The 19,146-nt window shown below is 73.8% G+C and carries 17 protein-coding genes and 1 tRNA gene; 7 read left to right on the top strand and 11 right to left on the bottom strand.

The genetic code is table 11. The annotated features are described in order from the left end of the window. Nucleotides 1–8 precede the first annotated feature (8 nt). From AC07A6_RS11635 to hutU, 5 genes are all read right to left on the bottom strand, one after another. Complete coding sequence (locus tag AC07A6_RS11635; protein WP_478776974.1) at nt 9–704, bottom strand: LPXTG cell wall anchor domain-containing protein; 696 nt, start codon at nt 702–704, stop codon at nt 9–11. A gap of 138 nt (nt 705–842) precedes the next feature. Next, nucleotides 843–2,021, bottom strand: coding sequence for an imidazolonepropionase (hutI, locus tag AC07A6_RS11630; RefSeq protein ID WP_362468079.1), 1,179 nt, complete (start codon nt 2,019–2,021; stop codon nt 843–845). Nucleotides 2,022–2,289: 268 nt separating this feature from the next. Next, the gene (locus AC07A6_RS11625; protein ID WP_478776973.1) at nt 2,290–3,654 is read right to left on the bottom strand and encodes a formimidoylglutamate deiminase; all 1,365 of its coding nucleotides are present in this window, start codon (nt 3,652–3,654) and stop codon (nt 2,290–2,292) included. Next, entirely contained in the window at nt 3,645–4,835 is a 1,191-nt protein-coding gene (locus AC07A6_RS11620; RefSeq protein WP_478776981.1) for an allantoate amidohydrolase, read from the bottom strand. Before AC07A6_RS11620 ends, AC07A6_RS11625 begins: the two co-directional genes overlap by 10 nt. Before the next feature lie 59 nt (nt 4,836–4,894). Further along, nucleotides 4,895–6,559 (bottom strand): urocanate hydratase, encoded by a 1,665-nt coding sequence (gene hutU, locus AC07A6_RS11615; RefSeq protein WP_478776972.1) that lies wholly within the window; start codon nt 6,557–6,559, stop codon nt 4,895–4,897. 104 nt (nt 6,560–6,663) lie between these two features. Between hutU and AC07A6_RS11610 the strand changes: the two genes are divergently transcribed. Next, nucleotides 6,664–8,010, top strand: coding sequence for a type III PLP-dependent enzyme domain-containing protein (locus AC07A6_RS11610; RefSeq protein WP_478776971.1), 1,347 nt, complete (start codon nt 6,664–6,666; stop codon nt 8,008–8,010). Between the two features lie 302 nt (nt 8,011–8,312). Here the strand turns inward: AC07A6_RS11610 and AC07A6_RS11605 are convergent, their stop codons facing one another. Further along, entirely contained in the window at nt 8,313–8,873 is a 561-nt protein-coding gene (locus AC07A6_RS11605; RefSeq protein ID WP_478776970.1) for a TetR/AcrR family transcriptional regulator, read from the bottom strand. 118 nt (nt 8,874–8,991) lie between these two features. On the opposite strand from AC07A6_RS11605, the gene AC07A6_RS11600 reads away from it, so the two are divergent. After that, nucleotides 8,992–10,155: an FAD-dependent oxidoreductase gene (locus tag AC07A6_RS11600; RefSeq protein ID WP_478776969.1), complete on the top strand. Its 1,164-nt coding sequence runs from the start codon at nt 8,992–8,994 to the stop codon at nt 10,153–10,155. 53 nt (nt 10,156–10,208) lie between these two features. Here AC07A6_RS11600 and AC07A6_RS11595 read toward each other — a convergent pair whose 3' ends face one another. Then, nucleotides 10,209–11,051 carry a MurR/RpiR family transcriptional regulator gene (locus AC07A6_RS11595; RefSeq protein ID WP_478776968.1) on the bottom strand — a complete coding sequence of 281 codons (843 nt, stop codon included), beginning with the start codon at nt 11,049–11,051 and terminating at the stop codon, nt 10,209–10,211. A gap of 148 nt (nt 11,052–11,199) precedes the next feature. Here AC07A6_RS11595 and AC07A6_RS11590 point away from each other — a divergent pair, with 148 nt between their 5' ends. Then, the gene (locus tag AC07A6_RS11590) at nt 11,200–11,571 is read left to right on the top strand and encodes a hypothetical protein (protein WP_478776967.1); all 372 of its coding nucleotides are present in this window, start codon (nt 11,200–11,202) and stop codon (nt 11,569–11,571) included. A gap of 354 nt (nt 11,572–11,925) precedes the next feature. Here AC07A6_RS11590 and AC07A6_RS11585 read toward each other — a convergent pair whose 3' ends face one another. Further along, complete coding sequence (locus AC07A6_RS11585; protein WP_362474637.1) at nt 11,926–13,308, bottom strand: cystathionine beta-synthase; 1,383 nt, start codon at nt 13,306–13,308, stop codon at nt 11,926–11,928. A gap of 125 nt (nt 13,309–13,433) precedes the next feature. Between AC07A6_RS11585 and AC07A6_RS11580 the strand changes: the two genes are divergently transcribed. The 3 genes from AC07A6_RS11580 (at nt 13,434) to AC07A6_RS11570 (ending at nt 16,978) form a co-directional block, all read left to right on the top strand. Further along, on the top strand, nt 13,434–14,465 hold the full coding sequence (locus tag AC07A6_RS11580) for an SGNH/GDSL hydrolase family protein (protein ID WP_386271532.1): 1,032 nt from the start codon (nt 13,434–13,436) through the stop codon (nt 14,463–14,465). Between the two features lie 144 nt (nt 14,466–14,609). Next, entirely contained in the window at nt 14,610–15,830 is a 1,221-nt protein-coding gene (locus tag AC07A6_RS11575; protein ID WP_362474629.1) for an acetyl-CoA C-acetyltransferase, read from the top strand. A gap of 314 nt (nt 15,831–16,144) precedes the next feature. Continuing rightward, nucleotides 16,145–16,978, top strand: a complete 834-nt coding sequence (locus AC07A6_RS11570; protein WP_362474640.1) for a hypothetical protein — start codon at nt 16,145–16,147, stop codon at nt 16,976–16,978. On the opposite strand, the gene AC07A6_RS11565 is transcribed toward AC07A6_RS11570, so the two are convergent. Further along, a complete protein-coding gene (locus AC07A6_RS11565; protein ID WP_478776966.1) occupies nt 16,962–17,318 on the bottom strand; it encodes a hypothetical protein in 357 nt (118 codons plus the stop codon). The two genes, AC07A6_RS11570 and AC07A6_RS11565, sit on opposite strands and share 17 nt — an antisense overlap. 102 nt (nt 17,319–17,420) lie before the next feature. Between AC07A6_RS11565 and AC07A6_RS11560 the strand changes: the two genes are divergently transcribed. Further along, complete coding sequence (locus AC07A6_RS11560; protein WP_362474634.1) at nt 17,421–17,651, top strand: DUF4287 domain-containing protein; 231 nt, start codon at nt 17,421–17,423, stop codon at nt 17,649–17,651. 100 nt (nt 17,652–17,751) lie between these two features. Here the strand turns inward: AC07A6_RS11560 and AC07A6_RS11555 are convergent, their stop codons facing one another. After that, nucleotides 17,752–18,606: a Bax inhibitor-1/YccA family protein gene (locus AC07A6_RS11555; protein WP_478776965.1), complete on the bottom strand. Its 855-nt coding sequence runs from the start codon at nt 18,604–18,606 to the stop codon at nt 17,752–17,754. A gap of 136 nt (nt 18,607–18,742) precedes the next feature. Then, a tRNA-Leu gene (locus AC07A6_RS11550) sits at nt 18,743–18,825 on the bottom strand. Nucleotides 18,826–19,146 lie beyond the last annotated feature (321 nt).

Here is a 19,146-nt window from a genome sequence, read left to right as displayed (position 1 = left end):
CGCTCCGTTCAGGACCGGGTCCGCTGCGGCTGCCGGCCCCGCCGGCTCAGCCAGAGCACCCCGGCGGCGCCGGAGAGGAGGACGGTGGCGCCGAGGGTGCCGAGGGCGAGGGCGGAGTCGGCGGGGCCGGTCTGCGGGAGGCTGTCCCCGCCTCCCCCGCCGTCGCCGCCGCCGGTCTGCGGGGCTCCGCCGCCCGCCGCCGTGACGTCCGTCTCCAGGGACGGCTTCGGGCTGTTGCCCGGGGTGCAGGTGGTGGTGGTCCCCATGGCCTTGATGGTGAGGACGCCCGCGGTGAAGGTGACCTTGCCGCTCTTCTTCGGGGTGTAGGTGCCCGACAGGTCGGTGATCTTGATGGGGGTGTTGGCGGGCGCGGCCTCGGGGTTGGGCGGGCCGGAGACCGGTACGGAGACCTTCTCGGCGCCGTCGGTCATGATCACGGCGCTGGGGTTCATCGCGCCCTTGCCGAGCTCGATGGGGCTGGAGGAGACGCCCTTCTGGAAGGACATCGTCAGCTTGTAGCCGTCGCCCTCCTTGACGGCCTTGATGTCGATGGGCGAGACCGCCGACTTGTCCCCGATGGGGGTCTGGCACTTGTACTCGACGTCGACCACGTCGGCGTGGGCCGCGGGGGCGGTGAGCAGGACCGCTGCCCCGGCGAGCGCGGAGGCCAGCGCGAGTGCGGTGGAGCGTTTCCGGTCGGACACCTTCGTCTTCCCCTCGGGCCACAAGTTACTGACGACACATCAGATTGGTGGCACAAGGTACGCCCGGGACCTTACGGAGGGAAGACAAAGGGCAGACGGCACTTCGGGCGGTTCGGCGGCCGGCGCGCGACCGCCCGCTCAGGCGGCGCGGACCCCCCGCTGCCAGACGGCGGAGACCAGCGGCACGCCCGGGCGGTAGGCGAGGTGGACGTGGCTCGGGGCGTCGAGCAGCGCCAGGTCCGCGCGGGCGCCGGGCGCGAGGAGGCCGATGTCGGTCCGGCGCAGCGCGCGGGCCCCGCCGGCGGTGGCGGCCCACAGGGCCTCGTCGGGGGTCATGCCCATGTCCCGGACGGCGAGCGCGATGCAGAACGGCATGGAACTCGTGTACGAGGACCCGGGGTTGCAGTCGGTGGACAGGGCGACCGTGGCGCCCGCGTCGAGCAGCCGGCGGGCGTCGGGCCACTGGGCGCGGGTGGAGAACTCGGCGCCGGGCAGCAGGGTCGCGACGGTGGTCCCGGCGGCCTGGGCGAGGGCGTCCACGTCGGCGTCGGTGAGGTGGGTGCAGTGGTCGGCGGAGGCCGCCTCCAGCTCGACGGCCAGCTGCACGCCGGGCCCGTACGAGAGCTGGTTGGCGTGGACGCGCGGGATCAGCCCGGCGGCGGCACCGGCGGTCAGGATGGCGCGGGCCTGGTCGCCGTCGAAGGCGCCCTTCTCGCAGAAGACGTCCACCCAGCGGGCGTACGGGGCGCAGGCCGCCAGCATCTCGCCGGTGACGAGGCCGACGTAGCCGGCCGGGTCGTCGGCGTAGTCGGGGGAGACGATGTGCGCGCCGAGGTAGGTGACCTCCTCGGTGTGCGCGGAGGCGATGCGCAGGGCGCGGGCCTCGTCGGCGACGGTGAGGCCGTAGCCGGACTTGGTCTCGAAGGTGGTGGTGCCCTGGCGGCGGGCCTCGTCGAGGTGGCGCAGCAGGTTGGCCTCCAGCTCCGCGTCGGTGGCGGCGCGGGTGGCGGCGACGGTGGTGCGGATGCCGCCGGCGGAGTAGCTGCGGCCGGACATCCGGGCGTTGAACTCGGCGGTGCGGTCGCCGGCGAAGACGAGGTGGCTGTGCGAGTCGACGAAGCCGGGGATGACGGCGCGGCCCTGCGCGTCGAAGGACGCGTCGGCGGCGGGGGCCGAGGCGGCGGGGCCGGTCCAGGCGACGGTGTCGCCGTCGATGACGAGGGCGGCGTCCTCGATCAGGCCGAGGGGCGTGCCGTCGCCCTGGGCGGGGTCGTTGGTGACGAGGCTGCCGATGTTGGTGATCAGGGTGGTGGACACGAGGGGTTCCTCTCGGAGGGTTCTGTTCCCCCACCCCGCCCCTTCCCGAAACCGGGGGCGGCCCCCGGACCCCCTGGGGGCTCCGCCCCCAGACCCCCGCGCCTCAAACGCCGGCGGGGCTGGGATGTGCTGCGCACATCCAGCCCGCGCGGCGATTGAGCGCACCGGGCGCGAAGCGCCCGGAACAGGGCCGGGGCGGAGCCCCCAGGAGCGGGGGCCGGGGGCTTGCTCCCGGTTTCGGGGAGGGGTGGGGTGGGGGTCCAGGCTGTCAGTCGCGAACGGCGGTGATCGCGTCGGCCAGGGCCGCGGCCACGTCCCCGACCAGGGTGTGGTGGCCGTCGCGGACCACGTGGCGGCCGGCGACCACCGTGTGGCGGACGTCGGCAGCCGAGGCGGCGAAGACGGCCGTCTCCGCGCCGAGCCGCGCCGGCGGACCGGCCGTGCGTACGGAGTCCAGCGCGACGGTGGTGAAGTCGGCCAGGGCGCCCGCCTCCAGGCGGCCCGCGTCCGGCAGGCCGAGCGCGGCGTGGCCGTCCTCGGTGGCGGCGCGGAGCAGGGCGTTCGCCGTCCAGTGGCCCCGGGTGCGGCTGGCGAGGCGCTCGTTGAGCTCCATCGCGCGGGCCTCCTCCAGCAGGTCGATCACGGCGTGGCTGTCGCTGCCCAGCGACAGCGGGCTGCCCGCCCGCTGGAGCCGGCCGGCCGGGCCGATGCCGTCGGCGAGGTCGCGTTCGGTGGTGGGGCACATGCAGGTGCCGGTCGTGGTCCCGCCGAGCAGGGCGATGTCCGCGTCCGTCAGGTGCGTGTTGTGCACGCCGGTGGTGCGCGGGCCGAGGACCCCGTGGTCGGCGAGCAGCTGCGTGGGCGTGCGGCCGTGGGCGGCCCGGCAGGCGTCGTTCTCCGCCGTCTGCTCGGACAGGTGCACGTGCAGCGGGGCCCGCCGCTCCTGCGCCCAGCCGGCGACGGTGGCGAGCTGGTCCGCCGGGACGGCCCGTACGGAGTGGACGGCCGCGCCGATCAGCGCGTGTTCGCGGGGCTTGAGGGCCGAGACCCGTTCGGCCCAGGCGTCGGCGGTGCCGTCGGAGAACCGCTTCTGGTGCTCGTTCGGGGCCTCGCCGAAGCCGGAGGAGAGGTACGCGGTGTCGAGGAGGGTGATGCGGATGCCCGCCGCGGCGGCGGCCTCGATGAGGGCCTCGCCCATGGCGTTGGGGTCGGCGTACGGGGTGCCGCCGGGCGCGTGGTGGACGTAGTGGAACTCGCCGACGTTGGTGATGCCGGCCAGGGCCATCTCCGCGTACACGGCGCGGGCCAGGTCGAAGTAGCTCTCGGGGGTGAGGTTCTGGGCGACCTTGTACATGACGTCGCGCCAGGTCCAGAAGGTGCCGGAGCCGACCTGCACGACGGAGCGCAGGGCCCGGTGGAAGGCGTGGCTGTGCGCGTTCGCCAGGCCCGGGAGGGTCAGGCCGCGCAGGACCTCCGCGCCGGGGGGCGGGGTGTCCGTCCCGGTGCGCAGGGCGGCGATCCGCCCGTCGGCGGTGCCCGCGGCGGAGCCGCTAGTGGATACAGTCAGGGCGACGCCCGGCTCGACGGTGTCGCCGAGCCAGGCGTGCTCCAGCCAGTACGTCTTCAGCGGCATGCCAGGCCTTCCAGTACGTCGGCGAGTGCGAGGACTCCGGCGACGCAGTCGTCCTCGGCCGCGAACTCCCGCGGCGAGTGGGAGACGCCGGTGGGGTTGCGTACGAACAGCATGGCGGTCGGGACGGACGCGGAGAGGATCCCGGCGTCGTGTCCCGCGCCCGTGCCGAGGACGGGGACGGATCCGCCGAGGAGCCGGTTCAGCTCGTCGCGCAGGGCGTGCTCGAACTCGACGACGGGGGTGAAGGACTCCCGTACGACGTTCAGGTCGATGCCGTCGCGGTCGGCGTGCTCGCGGGCGGCCTTCTCGACCGCGGTGACGACCGTGTCGAGGGTGGCCTGGTCGGCGGCGCGGGAGTCGAGCCAGCCCCGGACGAGGGAGGGGATGGCGTTGACGCCGTTCGGCTCGACGGAGATCTTGCCGAAGGTGGCGACGGCGCCGGCGAGGGCCGCTTCCCGGCGGGCGGCCAGGACGGTCTCCGCGTAGGTGAGCATCGGGTCGCGGCGGTCCACGAGGCGGGTGGTGCCCGCGTGGTTGGCCTCGCCGTGGAAGTCGAACCGCCAGCGGCCGTGCGGCCAGATCGCGGAGGCGATGCCGACGCGGTCGCCGGACAGGTCGAGGGCGCGGCCCTGTTCGACGTGGAGTTCGACGAAGGCGCCGATGCGGGAGAGGCGTTCGGGGTCGGCGCCGATGGACCCGGGGTCGTAGCCGGCGGCCTCCATGGCCTGCGGGAGGCTGACGCCGTCGGCGTCGCGCAGTTCGTACGCCTTCTCCTTGGTCAGCTGTCCGGCGGCGAGCCGGGAGCCGACGCAGGCCAGCCCGAAGCGGGCGCCCTCCTCGTCACCGAAGTTGGTGATGGCCAGGGGCCGGGTGAGGGCGGCGCCGCGGGCGCGGAGCTCGTCGAGGGCGGCGAAGGAGGACACCACGCCGAGGGGGCCGTCGAAGGCCCCGCCGTCGGGGACGGAGTCCAGGTGGGAGCCGGTGACCACGGCGTCGCCCGCGAGGGGGTCGCCGAGCCAGGCCCACTGGTTGCCGTTGCGGTCCACCTCGTACGCGAGCCCGCGCGCCTCGGCCTGCCCGCGGAACCAGGCCCGGCAGTCGGCGTCGGCGCCGGTCCAGGCGTACCTGCGGTACCCGCCGGAGTCGGCGTGGCGGCCGATGGGGCGCAGCTCGTCCCACATGGCGTGGAAGGAGGACCCCGCCCCCGGCCGTGCGGCCGGGGACGGGTCGTGGGGCAAGCTCACGCGGAGTCACCCTCGCGCATCGGGACGCGGACGCCGCGCTCGTCGGCGACGTTCTCGGCGATGTCGTAGCCGGCGTCGACGTGGCGGATGACGCCCATGCCGGGGTCGTTGGTGAGGACGCGGCGGATCTTCTCGCCGGCCAGCGGGGTGCCGTCGGCGACGGTGACCTGGCCGGCGTGGATGGAGCGGCCCATGCCGACGCCGCCGCCGTGGTGGATGGAGACCCAGGAGGCGCCGGAGGCCACGTTGACCATGGCGTTGAGCAGCGGCCAGTCGGCGATGGCGTCGGAGCCGTCGAGCATGGCCTCGGTCTCGCGGTACGGGGAGGCGACGGAGCCGCAGTCGAGGTGGTCGCGGCCGATGGCCAGCGGGGCGGCCAGCTCGCCGCTCGCGACCATGTCGTTGAAGCGCTCGCCGGCCCGGTCGCGCTCGCCGTAGCCGAGCCAGCAGATGCGGGCGGGCAGGCCCTGGAAGTGGACGCGCTCGCCGGCCATCTTGATCCAGCGGTGCAGGGACTCGTTCTCCGGGAAGAGCTCCAGCATCGCCTTGTCGGTCTTGGCGATGTCCGAGGCCTCGCCGGACAGGGCGGCCCAGCGGAAGGGGCCCTTGCCCTCGCAGAACAGCGGGCGGATGTAGGCGGGGACGAAGCCGGGGAAGGCGAAGGCGCGGTCGTAGCCGGCCAGCTGGGCTTCGCCGCGGATGGAGTTGCCGTAGTCGAAGACCTCGGAGCCGGCGTCCATGAAGCCGACCATGGCCTCGACGTGCTTGGCCATGGACTCGCGGGCGCGGGTGGTGAAGCCGGCCGGGTCCTTGGCGGCGGCGTCGGCCATGTCCTCGAAGTCGATGCCGACCGGCAGGTAGGACAGCGGGTCGTGGGCGCTGGTCTGGTCGGTGACGATGTCGATCGGCGCGCCCTCGGCCAGCATCTGCGGGAGCAGCTCGGCGGCGTTGCCGAGGAGGCCGATGGAGAGCGGGCGGCGGGCGTCGCGGGCCTCGGTGGCCAGCTGGAGGGCGTGGGCCAGGTTGTCGGCCTTGACGTCCAGGTAGCGGTGCTCGATGCGGCGCTCGATGGCGCGCGGGTCGACGTCGATGCAGATGGCGACGCCGTCGTTCATCGTCACGGCCAGCGGCTGGGCGCCGCCCATGCCGCCGAGGCCGGCGGTGAGGGTGATGGTGCCGGCCAGGGTGCCGCCGAACTTCTTGGCGGCGACGGCCGCGAAGGTCTCGTACGTGCCCTGGAGGATGCCCTGGGTGCCGATGTAGATCCAGGAGCCGGCGGTCATCTGGCCGTACATGGTCAGGCCGAGGTGCTCCAGGCGGCGGAACTCCTCCCAGTTGGCCCAGTCGCCGACCAGGTTGGAGTTGGCGAGCAGGACGCGCGGCGCCCACTCGTGGGTCTGCATCACGCCGACCGGGCGGCCGGACTGGACCAGCATGGTCTCGTCCTGCTTGAGGGTCTGCAGGGTGCGGACCATCGCGTCGAAGGAGCGCCAGTCGCGGGCGGCCTTGCCGGTGCCGCCGTAGACGACGAGCTTGTCGGGGTGTTCGGCGACCTCGGGGTCGAGGTTGTTCTGCAGCATCCGGAGGGCGGCCTCCTGCTGCCATCCCAGGGTGCTGAGCTCGGTGCCTCGCGCGGCCCGTACGGGGCGGGGTCCTGACATGGCTGTTGCCTCCTCCGGTGTTGGTCAATCCATTCACATCCTCGCTTCCTGAATAGTTCCAGTCAACAGCTGCGGGCGGGTCGGCCTGATGATGGGATGGCGCCATGGCCGCAGACACGCACGCGCAGGGCGCCGCGCAGCGCCGCGACCGGGCCGTACGGGCCGCCGTGGAGCAGGGCCTGCTGGACCGCGAGCCGGTGGTCTGCCTGCTCGACCTGGCCGGTATCCGCGCCTCCGCGGCCGCCCTGACGGAGGCCTTCGCGGCCGCGGTGGCACCCGGGACGCCCGTCCTGCACACCTTCGCGGTGAAGGCCGCCCCGCTGGTGCCCGTACTGCGGCTGCTCGACGCGTGCGGGCTGGGCTGCGAGGCGGCCAGCCCAGGCGAGCTGGCGCTGGCCCGGGCGGCCGGGGTCCCGGCGGAGCGGACGGTGCTGGACTCCCCCGCGAAGACGACGGCCGAGCTGCGCGGGGCGCTGGCCCTGGGCATCGCCGTCAACGCCGACAACCACCAGGAGCTGGAGCGCCTCGACGCCCTGGTGGCGGCGGCCCCCACCCGCTCCCCGGTCGGGCTGCGGATCAACCCGCAGACCGGCGCCGGGTCCATCGGCGCCCTGTCCACGGCCACCGCCACCTCGAAGTTCGGCTTCGCGCTGCGCGATCCGGGGGCGCGCGAGGGGCTCGTACGGGCATTCGCGGAGCGGCCGTGGCTGACCCGGCTGCACACCCACTCGGGCTCGCAGGGCGTACCGCTGGAGCTGATCGCCGAGGGGGTGCGGGAGCTGCACGGGCTGGCCGAGGAGATCAACGCGGCCGCCGGGGAGCGCCGGGTCGACACCCTCGACATCGGCGGCGGGCTGCCGGTGGACTTCGCCTCGGACGGGCACGCCCCGGGGTTCGGGGAGTACGTGGCGGCCCTGCGCGCGGCCGTCCCGGCGCTCTTCGACGGCTCGTACGGGCTGGTCACCGAGTTCGGGCGGTCGCTGCTGGCCAAGCACGGGCTGGTGCTGGCGCGGGTCGAGTACACGAAGACCACCGGCGGCCGCCGCATCGCCCTGACCCACGCGGGCGTCCAGCTGGCCACCCGCACCGTGTACGCGCCGGCGGCCTGGCCGCTGCGGATCCTGGCGTACGACGCCGGGGGCGTCCCCAGGACCGGCGCCCCGGTGGCCCAGGACGTCGCGGGCCCGGCCTGTTTCGCGGGGGACCTGCTGGCCACCGCCCGGGAGCTGCCGCAACTCTTCCCGGGCGACGTGATCGCCGTCCCGGACACGGGCGCGTACGCCTTCACGGCCCACTACGGCTACAACAGCCTCCCCCGCCCGGCGGTCCACGGCTTCACGGCGGACGGCGGCCCGGGCAGCCACGTGCGCTTCACCCTGGCCCGCCCGGCCCAGACCCCGCAGGAGATCGTCAAGGAGGCAGGCGCCGACCACCGGGACGCGCTGCTGTAGCAACCGGGCCCGAACGGGCACCCCCGGCCCCGCCGACACCCCCTGCACCTCCGGCCCCGGCCGGCACATTCCAGCCTCGCCGGCGTTTGAGGCGCGGGGGTCTGGGGGCGGAGCCCCCAGAAGGGGTCCGGGCGCAGCCCGGGGAACGGTGGAAGGGCGGGTAGGGGACCCAGCCCCGCGCAGCGGCACCCCCGCCCCACGGCCGGCCCCCGCCGATGCGCACGCCCCGGCGGAGCCCCGGGCCCGGGTGGGGGGGACCCGCCCGGCCGGACCCACCCCCCGGCGGAGCCCCCGCCCCGGGACTACGCCCCCGCGAGGGTGGCCGCGAGGCCCGGGGTGAGCCCCGCCACGACCTCGTCCGGGTCCAGGTCGGCCACCCCCGGCAGCCGCAGCAGGTAGCGGCTCAGCCCGAGGCCGAGAAGCTGGGCGGCGACCAGCCCGGCCGCCCGCGCGGCCCGCTCCGGGCCCAGGGCGGCCGCCAGCGCCGGCGCCACCTGCGCGGCGAACACCTCCCGCATCCGGCCCGCCGCCCGCTCGTTCGTCACCGCCGACCGCAGCAGCACCAGCAGCGTGTCGTCCGCCGGGTCGCCCTCCCAGCGCTCGACGAAGTGGCGCACCAGGGCGGCCGGGAGTCCGCCGGCGGGCACGGCGGCCAGGTCCGGCAGCCGCAGGTCCACCGCGAGGGCGGCGTCGAAGAGCCGCTCCTTGCTGCCGAAGTACCGCATGACCATCGAGGGGTCGATCTCCGCGTCGGCCGCGACGGCCCGGATGGTGGTGCGCTCGTAGCCCTGCGCGGCGAAGCGCTCGCGCGCGGCCCGCAGGATCGCGGCCCTGGTCTCGTCGGAATTGCGTCGTCCGGTCACGCCCCCACGGTAGGCCAACAACCGTGGGCCAACAACTGTTGACTTACCGGCCGGTAGAGCGCACATTGAAGTCAACAGCCGTTGGCCAACAAGCGTTGGCCTGCCGGAGGAGGCCCGCATGACCAGCACCGCCGCACTCCCGCTCCCCGCCACCACCGAGGTGGCGATCGTCGGCGCCGGGCCCACCGGGCTCGCGCTCGCCGTGACCCTCGCCGAGGCGGGCGTCGGCTTCGTCCTCCTCGACCGGCAGGCCGAAGGCGCCAACACCTCCCGCGCCGCCGTCGTCCACGCCCGCACCCTGGAGGTCCTCGACGAACTCGACCCCTCCGGCACCCTCTCCGCCGCACTGGTCGCCCGGGGCGTCCCCGTCACCCGGTTCCAGGTCCGCGACGGCGCCCGCCCGCTCGCCCGCATCCCCTTCGACGGCCTGCGCACCGCACACCCGTACGCCCTGATGGTCCCCCAGTACGAGACGGAGGCCGTGCTGCTGGAGCGCCTGCGCGCCCTCGGCGGCGAGGTCCACCGCCCCTACGAGGTCACCTCCGTCACCCAGGACGCGGACGGGGTCACCCTCACCACCGCCACCGGCGAAACCCTGCGCGCCGCCCATGCCGTCGGCGCGGACGGCATGCACAGCACGGTCCGCGAAGCCGCCGGGATCGGCTTCACCGGCTCCGCGTACGGGGAGTCCTTCGTCCTGGCCGATGTCGTCATGGACTGGGCACCCGGCCCCCGCGAGGTGTCCCTCGCCTTCGGCACGAGCGGCCTCACCGTCGTCGCACCGCTGCCCGGAGGGCACTACCGGATCGTCGCCACCGTCGCCGAGGCCCCCGCCGAACCGGACCTCCCCTTCGTCCGGGCCCTGCTGGACGAGCGCGTCCCCGGCCAGGCCACCGTCCGCGAACTCGCCTGGTCCTCCCGGTTCCGCATCCACCACCGGGTCGCCGACCGCTACCGCGCCGGGCGCCTGCTGCTCGCCGGCGACGCCGCCCACGTGCACAGCCCGGCCGGCGGCCAGGGCATGAACACCGGGATCCAGGACGCCTACGCCCTCGGCCGCGCCCTCGCCTCGAAGGACCCCGCCGCGCTCGCCGGCTACGAGGCCCGGCGCCGCCCCGTCGCCCGGCGGGTGGTGGCCCTCACCGACCGGATGACCCGCATCGCGACCACCCGGCACCCGGCCCTGCGCGCCGTGCGCAACACCCTGCTCCCCGCCCTGTCCCGGATCCCGGCGCTGCGCGGCCGACTGGCCAGGGAACTCGCCGAACTCGACTACCGCTGAGGTCCCGCCCGGCGGGGCGGTGGCGGTGGCGGTGCAACGGCAAGGACAAGGACCTACTCCACGAACAGCCCCCGCGCGGCGGCCCGCGCGTCGAAGTCCTCCAGCCGTGCCTGCGCGTCCGGGAGGGCGTCCGCCATCGCCTCCAGCAGCACCCGGCCCAGCAGCATCGGCGCGCACGCCGTGTCGAAGGCCAGCCCGGTGCCGACCGGCGCCGGGATCAGCAGGTCCGAGTGCCGGGCGACGGGCGCGAAGGCCGAGTCGGCGACCGTCACCGCCGTCAGCCCCGCCGCCCGCGCATGCTCCAGGGCCTCCACCACCTCGCGCGGGTGCCGCGGCAGCGCGAAGCACAGCAGCGCCGAGGCCCCGGCGGCGGCCGCCGCGTCGATCCGGTCGGCGAGCATGGAGCCGCCCTCGTCGAGGAGGCGCACGTCCGGGTGCACCTTGGCCGCGAAGTACGCGAACCCGCGCGCCTGCGAGGACGCCGCCCGCAGCCCGAGCACCGGCAGCGGGGACGACCCGGCCAGCACCCGGCCCGCCTCCTCGACCGGAGCCGGGTCCGCGAGCATCGCCGAGAGCCGCTGGAGGTTCTCGATCTCCCCCTGCACGGCCTGCTGGTACTCGTTGTACTGGCCCTCGCGCGCCGGCTCGGGACGCCCGGCCGGAGCGACCTCGCGCAGGTGCCGGCGCAGCGCCGGGTACCCGTCGAAACCGAGGGCCACGGCGAACCGGGTCACCGAGGGCTGGCTCACCCCGGCCAGCTCGGCGAGTTCCACGCTCGACAGGAAGGGCACCTCCGCCGCGCCGCGCACCATGCAGTGCGCGATGCGCCGCTGGGTCGGCGTCAGCCGGTGTCCCTCGAACAGCTGTTGCAGCCGTGCGGCCGGGCTGTCGTTCATCGCCGCCCCCTCCGTCCCGTCCCCGGTCAGATATTCAGTCACCCTGCACTCTGCATGTGTCTATGCAGCTCGGCAAGCCGGTGACCGCGATCCGGATACGGGGGCTACCCCCAGTGCGGGCCGCGGCGGCCCTTCCTACGGTGGCCGCATGACAGAGCTCAAGAAGGATCTCGCCGCCACGCTGGAGGCCCGGCGGGAGCTCGGGCCCGAGTACGAGGCCGCGCTCGTGGACTCCTTCGTGGACAAGGTCGACACCCAGGTCCGGCGCCGCCTCGCCGAGGAGCGGCTGCTCCAGGCGCGCGGCGGGACGCGCGGGCAGGGCCCCGGCGGATCCCAGGTGAGCGCCTTCGGGGAGCGCTTCGGCTTCGCGATCGTCACGCTGGTGCTGGCGGTCCCGCTGTCGGCCATCGGCGTCACCCAGGGCATCGGCGGCCTGGTGGCGACCTGGGCGGGCATCGTGGGCGTCAACCTCGCCCACACCGGCCGCCTGCGCCGCCCCGGCCGCGACCCGCACGCCTAGACCGCCCCACCGCGCCCTTCGCGCAAACGGTACGGGGGCGACACGTGACGGCAGCACCCGCTTAACACGGCTGCGCCACAGTGGTTGTCGTCGGCAGGGGATCCCGGGAGACCGGGAGGCAGCGACCCCGGCCGGCGCCTCGCACGGCGCCCGCGCGCCTCCGGAGCGGCTCCCGGAACGCGCCGGTGCCACGGACGCGGACGGCCCTGACCCGGCCCGTGTCCCGGGCGGGGACCGCCGTCGTCCCGCCCCCCGGCCCGCCGGGGGTGCGGCGGTCCCCGCCTTCTGCGCGACCGCGGGGAGCCGGCGGCCCCGTGGCCCGCCGCCTCCCCGTCCGCGCAGGCGTACGCGGTACTACTTGGCCGTCTTGGCCAGGAACGCCAGCAGGTCCTGACGGCTCACCACACCGGTGGGCTTGCCCTCGACCAGCACGATCGCCGCGTCGGCCTCGCCGAGCACCGACATCAGCTCGGACACCGGCTCACCGGAGCCGACCTGCGGCAGCGGCGCGCTCATGTGCTTCTCCAGCGGGTCGCCGAGCGAGGCCCGCTGCGCGAACAGCGCCGCGAGGAGCTCCTTCTCCACGACCGAGCCGATGACCTCGGCGGCCATCACGTCGGGGTGGCCGGCGCCCGGCTTGACGATCGGCATCTGCGAGACGCCGTACTCGCGCAGCACCTCGATGGCCTGGCCGACGGTCTCCTCGGGGTGCATGTGGACGAGCGACGGGATGCCGCCCTCCTTGTCGGCGAGGACGTCGCCGATGCGCGCGGCGGGACCCGCCTCCTCCAGGAAGCCGTGCCCGGCCATCCACTCGTCCGAGAAGATCTTGCTGAGGTAGCCGCGGCCGCTGTCCGGCAGCAGGACGACGACCACGTCGTCCGGGCCCAGGCCCTCGGCGGCGCGCAGCGCGGCGACGACCGCCATGCCGCAGGAGCCGCCGACCAGCAGGCCCTCCTCCTTCGCCAGGCGGCGGGTCATCTGGAAGGAGTCCTTGTCGGACACCGCGATGATCTCGTCGGTGACGTTCGGGTCATATGCGGTCGGCCAGAAGTCCTCGCCGACACCCTCGACGAGGTACGGGCGGCCGCTGCCGCCGGAGTAGACGGAGCCCTCCGGGTCCGCGCCGATGACCTTGACCTTCCCGCCGCTGACCTCCTTGAGGTAGTTGCCGGTGCCGGAGATCGTGCCGCCCGTGCCGACGCCGGCCACGAAGTGCGTGATCTTCCCGTCCGTCTGCTCCCACAGCTCGGGACCGGTGGTCTCGTAGTGCGAACGGGGGTTGTTCGGGTTGCTGTACTGGTCGGGCTTCCAGGCGCCGGGCTCCCGCGCGAGGCGGTCGGAGACGTTGTAGTACGAGTCCGGGTGCTCGGGGTCGACGGCGGTGGGGCAGACCACGACCTCCGCGCCGTACGCGCGCATCACGTTGATCTTGTCCATGGACACCTTGTCAGGGCAGACGAAGATGCACTTGTAGCCCTTCTGCTGGGCCACGATGGCGAGTCCGACGCCGGTGTTGCCGCTGGTGGGCTCCACGATGGTGCCACCGGGCTTGAGGGCACCGCTCTGCTCGGCGGCCTCGATCATCCGGACGGCGATGCGGTCCTTCACCGAACCGCCGGGGTTGAAGTACTCGACCTTGGCAAGCACGGTGGCCTGCAGGCCTTCGGTCACGCGGTTGAGCTTCACCAGCGGGGTGTTGCCGACGAGGCTGATCATCGAGTCGTGGAATTGCACCATGTTCTCCAAGAAGGGGACTCCACGGGTTCTCCGGGAGGTCCGGCCAGAGTATGCGGAAAGGGATTGGCCGACCGGCAGTACGGGGCAGGTAGGTCAACACGACGCAGGAGGTGGCTCCAAGGGTGTCCAGGGCGAGGACGGCCCGCCGGATCGCGGCGGGGGCAGCGTACGGCGGTGGCGGTCTCGGGCTGGTCGGGGTCGCCGCGTTCGGGCTGGTGCTGGCGGAGGTGCAGTTCGCGAAGCGCACGGTGGGCAACGGGCTGGGTGATCCGCCGCGCGCGGACGGCCTCTACGGGAGCGAGTTCAGCGGGCCGGAGATGAGTCCCGGCCCGCTGCGGATGGGCATGCTCGGCGACTCCACGGCGGCCGGGCTGGGCGTCCACCGGGCCCGCCAGACGCCGGCCGCGCTGCTGGCGTCCGGTCTGGCGGCGGTGGCCGAGCGGCCGGTGGAGCTGCGCAACGTGGCGCTGTCCGGGGCCATGTCGGACGACCTGGACCGCCAGGTGAGCCTGCTGCTGGACGGGCGCGGGCCGGCGCCGGACGTGTGCGTGATCATCATCGGCGCGAACGACGTGACCAGACGGATGCCGCTGACGCAGTCGGTGCGGCTGCTGACCGCGGCGGTACGAAGACTGCGGCTCGCGGGCTCGGAGGTGGTGGTCGGGACCTGCCCCGACCTGGGCACCATCGAGCCGGTGTACCAGCCGCTGCGGTGGATGGCCCGCCGGGTGTCGCGGCAGCTGGCGGCGGCGCAGACGATCGGCGTGGTCGCGCTGGGGGCGCGCACGATCTCGATGGGCGACCTGCTGGGCCCGGAGTTCGCGGCGAACCCCCGCGAGATGTTCGGCCCGGACTCGTACCACCCCTCGGCGGAGGGTTACGCGACGGCGGCGATGGCGGTGCTGCCGACGCTGTGCGCGGCGCTGGGGCTGTGGCCGGGGTCGGACCGGCTGGACGTCTCGCGGGACGAGGACATGCTGCTGGTGGCCAAGGCCGCCTCGGCCGCGGCGGGCGAACCGGGCACGGAGGTCACCCCGGCCCGCGGCCCGTGGGCCCTCCTGAAACACCGCCGCCGCCGGCGCCTCCCGGAACCCGAATCCCCGCAGCCGGCCGCCACCTCCGGCTCCGCCGCCGCCCACGAAGACCCGGCGTGACCCCGCCCCGGCCGGGGCCGAGCCGCGCGAGCGGCACGTGAAAAGGAGTCCGGGGTCACATGCTGCGCACCGTGACCCCGACCGTACGGGGCGGTAACTTCGCTTGCGGTCCCGCAACGACGCACGCACCCCCTTGGAGTCCCGATGCCCGAAGCCGTCATCGTTTCCACCGCCCGCTCCCCCATCGGGCGCGCCGGCAAGGGCTCGCTGAAGGACGTGCGCCCGGACGACCTCACCGCCACGATCATCCAGGCCGCCCTCGCGAAGATCCCCGAGCTGGACCCGCGCCAGATCGACGACCTGATGCTCGGCTGCGGCCTCCCCGGCGGCGAGCAGGGGCACAACCTCGCCCGTATCGTCGCCGTGCAGATGGGCATGGACTACCTGCCCGGCACCACGATCACGCGCTACTGCTCCTCCTCCCTCCAGACCTCCCGGATGGCGCTGCACGCCATCAAGGCGGGCGAGGGCGACGTGTTCATCTCCGCCGGCGTCGAGACGGTCTCCCGGTTCGTGAAGGGCTCCTCCGACGGCCTGCCGGAGACCCACAACCCGCTCTTCGCCGACGCCGAGGGCCGCACGGCCGCCGTCGCGCAGAGCGAGGGCAGCGACTGGCACGACCCGCGCGAGGACGGCCTGATCCCCGACGCGTACATCTCGATGGGGCAGACCGCCGAGAACCTGGCCCGCCTCAAGGGCGTGACCCGCCGGGACATGGACGAGTTCGGCGTGCGCTCGCAGAACCTCGCCGAGGAAGCCATCAAGAACGGCTTCTGGGCCCGCGAGATCACCCCCGTCACCACCCCGGACGGCACGGTCGTCAGCAAGGACGACGGCCCGCGCGCCGGCGTGACGCTGGAGGGCGTGGAGGGCCTCAAGCCCGTCTTCCGCCCCGACGGCCTGGTCACGGCCGGCAACTGCTGCCCGCTCAACGACGGCGCCGCCGCGCTCGTCATCATGAGCGACACCAAGGCGCGGGAGCTGGGCCTGACCCCGCTGGCGCGGATCGTCTCCACCGGCGTCACCGCCCTGTCCCCCGAGATCATGGGCCTGGGTCCGGTCGAGGCGTCCAAGCAGGCCCTGAAGCGGGCCGGGCTGACCGTCGGCGACATCGACCTGTTCGAGATCAACGAGGCCTTCGCGGCCCAGGTCATCCCGTCCTACCGCGACCTGGAGATCCCGCTCGACAAGCTGAACGTCAACGGCGGGGCCATCGCCGTCGGTCACCCGTTCGGGATGACCGGTGCCCGCATCACCGGCACCCTGATCAACAGCCTCCAGTTCCACGACAAGCAGTTCGGTCTGGAGACGATGTGCGTCGGCGGCGGCCAGGGCATGGCCATGGTGATCGAACGCCTGTCGTAGTCCCGGGCGGCCCCGGCGATCACGGGATCGAGCGGGGCACCCAGGCCCCGCAAGGGATCCTCCAGGTCCGTGCGCTCTACTGACGGCAAATCCAATCCCGTCGCGGCCGAGCTGTGACCGAATCTCCCCCAGGATGTGACCTTTGTCCTGGGGGATCGGCATTTGCCCAGGTCAGAAGCCATCCCCCATGGCCCGCAAGGACGAAAGACCTGTCCATTTCATGACGTAATGCACTGCACGCCATTCCCAGCACAGGACAAGCTGATGTAGGAAGTCGGGGGATCGAATCAACCAGGAGTTAGTCAGTGAGCGCCATGTCTCTTGCCCTGCTGCTGACCACGGCCGCTGCCACGGCCGTGGGCGCTGCTGCGCTGCACGCCGTCCACGGACTGCGCAAGCAGGTCACCGCCCTGCGCGGTGAGCTTGCGGTGTCGGCCCACCCGCGCGCCGCCGCGACCGTCCCGCACGCCCGCGCCGCGGTGCAGTCCCCCGCTGCCGAGATACGAGCCGCCGTCGCCGAGGCCCTGGCCGAGGAGCGCGAGCGCGAGCTGGCCGAGGCGCGGGCCTTCTGGGCCGCGCAGGAGGCCCGCGACGCCGCCGACGCTTCCCCCCGCTTCGCCGGGGAGACCCCGACGTCGCTGCTCGGCGGCCTGCCCGGCCTCGGTGAGGACGGCCCGCTCTTCCTGCCCCGGCAGGCGGACATGGTCGGCCTGGAGCCGGTCCTGGGCGACGACCTCGCCGACGAGTACCCCGAGGATTCGGCCGAGCTGGCCGCGGCCCGCCGCCGCCACCCCTCGCACCCCGACTTCGTCCCGGTCCAGCCGAACCCCGGCGCCGACCACGAGCGCACCGTCAGCCGCCTGGAGGAGCTCGCGGAGGCCCGTACGGCCCTCGCGGACGTCCGCCCGGGGCCGCTGGGCACCCTCGACGTGTACGTGTTCACCGACGGCACCACGCTCTGCATGACCCCGGGCCACCGGGAGACCGCGGAGCGCCTCGCCGAGGCCCTTCGCTCGGGCACCGCACCGGTCCTGCTGGGCGGCTCCGGCATCTCCGGCGCCTACGCGCTGACCTTCTCCTGCGGTGACGCCGAGGACCCCGACAGCAACGTCTACATCCTCGCGGACCGGGTCATCGCATCGCTCTGACTTCCGCCCGCTCCACCAGCGCCACGGCCTCGTCCAGCACCTCGGACGGGGCCTTCGCGCCGTCCGGGCCCGTTCCGGGGGCCGCCGCGCGCAGCGCCTCGGCGAGGTCGAGGCCGGCCACCGCCACCTGGTCCCCGACGGTGAAGAGGCCCGCGTCCGGCATCACGCGCGCCGGAGCCGCCCCCTCGGGGTCCTCCAGCCGCTGGGCGCGCTGAGCGAGCTCACGGGCCAGCTCCAGGGCCTCCGCGGCCGCACCCTGCTGGAGCCGGCTCTGCGGGGCGGCCCGCAGCCGGTCGGCGAAGCGTTCCACGGCGGCGTTCAGGGGTGAGGTATCGAGCACCCGGCCGACCTTACGCGCCGCCCCGGCACCATTGCCAACGGGCGAACTCTGCGGCACGGTGACGTGAAGAGAACAGCACGGCGACACCCCCCGGAGGCGCCCATGTCCGTAGAGTTCTCCGAGAAGACCCACCGCAACATGATCGAAAGAATCCCCCAGACCACCGGTCGTGAGATCTCCGACTGGCTCCGCACCGTGGACGAAGGCCCCTCCCTCGTCCGGTTCGAGGAGAAGGTCAGCTGGCTGCTCGGCGCACACGAGCTGTCGCACGGCCAGGCCAAGGCGATCATCCACGAGTACGGCCTGCGCAGAGCCGCCCGCAGGTTCGGCTGACCGCACCGACGACCCGTTGCCCCCTCACGAGCCCAGAACGCGGGAAGGCCCCGCGAGCGGTCCGCTCGCGGGGCCTTCCCCTTGGTCCTTACCGGTACGGCTAGTCGTCGCCGGAGAGGATCTGGAACAGGCGCAGCAGCTCCAGGTAGATCCACACCAGGGTCAGCGTGAGGCCGAAGGCCGCCAGCCAGGCCTCCTCGCGCGGAGCGCCGTACGTCACGCCGTCCTCGACCTGCTTGAAGTCCATGGCGAGGAAGCAGGCGCCGAGGATGACGCCGACGATGCCGAAGACGATGCCGAGCGGGCCGCTGCGGAAGCCGAGGCCGTCACCGCCGCCGAACAGCATGAACAGCGAGTTCGCCAGCATGAGCAGGACGAAGCCGAGGGCCGCGGCCATCACGAAGCCGGTGAAGCGGCGGGTGACGCGGATCCAGCGCATCTTGTAGGCGACGAGCACCGCCGCGAAGACGCACATCGTGCCGAGCACGGCCTGGACGACCACGCCGGGGCTGATGTAGGTGCTGGTCACCATGGAGATCACGCCGAGGAACACGCCCTCGAACGCCGCGTAGCCGAGGATCAGCGCAGGCGTCGGCTTGCGCTTGAAGCTCTGGACCATGGCGAGCACGAACGCGACGAGCGCCGAGCCGACGGCGACGCCGTACGACTTGCCGACGTTGGCCGCGTCCACGGGCAGGGCGATCCACGCGAGGGTCGCGGTGACGATCAGGGTGCCGAGCGTCATGGCCGTACGGGTCACGACGTCGTCGATGGTCATCGCGTTGCCGCGGACCGGGGCCGCCGGCATGCCGGTGGTCGGGTCGGTGGCGTAAGGATTCGTCGCGTACGGGTTGGTCGCGGTCCCGGCCTGCGCGTGCTGCGCCTCGAAGCCCGCGTAGCCGCCGTTGTCGCGGCTGAACCCCCGTCGCGAGAAGACCGGGTTACTGCTCCTCATCTCACTCCTCCATGGCCACCGTGCGCGGCCTTGCCTCAAGAGTAATGCGCTCGCAAAAAAAGCACCCTACTGCTGGAGGAGGATCTTAGGAGAAGGCGCGGCGGACCGCCGCCGATAAACGGAAGAGCCGCATGTGTGCCCGGAGCCGGACTTGAACCGGCACGGCCCGAGGGCCAGCGAGGTTTAAGCTCGCCGTGTCTGCCATTCCACCATCCGGGCAAGGCGCGGCGGGCCCCGTGGAAAATGCCTTGAACGCAGTGACGAGCCTATCCGGAACACCCCCGCCGACAGGGGGCCCTCTATCCGATGTTGTCTGATTTTATTGGCGATTGAGTGGCCGTCAGACCCGATAAGTCGCGGTCGGCCCCCTTCCGGAGGATGCGTCGCCCCGCCCCGGGATTGACCTGATTCCGCTGCCTCCGCGCCACCCCGCCCGCCACCCCGGGCCACCCCGGGCCACCCCGCGCGCCGGACCCCCGGACGGGCCGCCGCGCCCGCCTCCTGTCATACCAGAGGAGGAGACGGCGCCGCCCGTGGTCA

The sequence above is a fragment of the Streptomyces sp. NPDC044002 genome (assembly GCF_056434525.1).
The sequence above is the reverse complement of the archived record's forward strand: the minus strand, read 5'-3'. Positions and strand labels throughout refer to the sequence as shown.

What these genes read in the sequence shown, in the direction of transcription:
- AC07A6_RS11625 (WP_478776973.1), bottom strand. Translation starts at nt 3,654, where the DNA reads ATGCCGCTGAAGACGTACTGGCTGGAGCACGCCTGGCTCGGCGACACC.
- AC07A6_RS11620 (WP_478776981.1), bottom strand. Translation starts at nt 4,835, where the DNA reads ATGTGGGACGAGCTGCGCCCCATCGGCCGCCACGCCGACTCCGGCGGG.
- hutU (WP_478776972.1), bottom strand. Translation starts at nt 6,559, where the DNA reads ATGTCAGGACCCCGCCCCGTACGGGCCGCGCGAGGCACCGAGCTCAGC.
- AC07A6_RS11610 (WP_478776971.1), top strand. Translation starts at nt 6,664, where the DNA reads ATGGCCGCAGACACGCACGCGCAGGGCGCCGCGCAGCGCCGCGACCGG.
- AC07A6_RS11600 (WP_478776969.1), top strand. Translation starts at nt 8,992, where the DNA reads ATGACCAGCACCGCCGCACTCCCGCTCCCCGCCACCACCGAGGTGGCG.
- AC07A6_RS11595 (WP_478776968.1), bottom strand. Translation starts at nt 11,051, where the DNA reads ATGAACGACAGCCCGGCCGCACGGCTGCAACAGCTGTTCGAGGGACAC.
- AC07A6_RS11590 (WP_478776967.1), top strand. Translation starts at nt 11,200, where the DNA reads ATGACAGAGCTCAAGAAGGATCTCGCCGCCACGCTGGAGGCCCGGCGG.
- AC07A6_RS11575 (WP_362474629.1), top strand. Translation starts at nt 14,610, where the DNA reads ATGCCCGAAGCCGTCATCGTTTCCACCGCCCGCTCCCCCATCGGGCGC.
- AC07A6_RS11570 (WP_362474640.1), top strand. Translation starts at nt 16,145, where the DNA reads ATGTCTCTTGCCCTGCTGCTGACCACGGCCGCTGCCACGGCCGTGGGC.
- AC07A6_RS11560 (WP_362474634.1), top strand. Translation starts at nt 17,421, where the DNA reads ATGTCCGTAGAGTTCTCCGAGAAGACCCACCGCAACATGATCGAAAGA.
- AC07A6_RS11555 (WP_478776965.1), bottom strand. Translation starts at nt 18,606, where the DNA reads ATGAGGAGCAGTAACCCGGTCTTCTCGCGACGGGGGTTCAGCCGCGAC.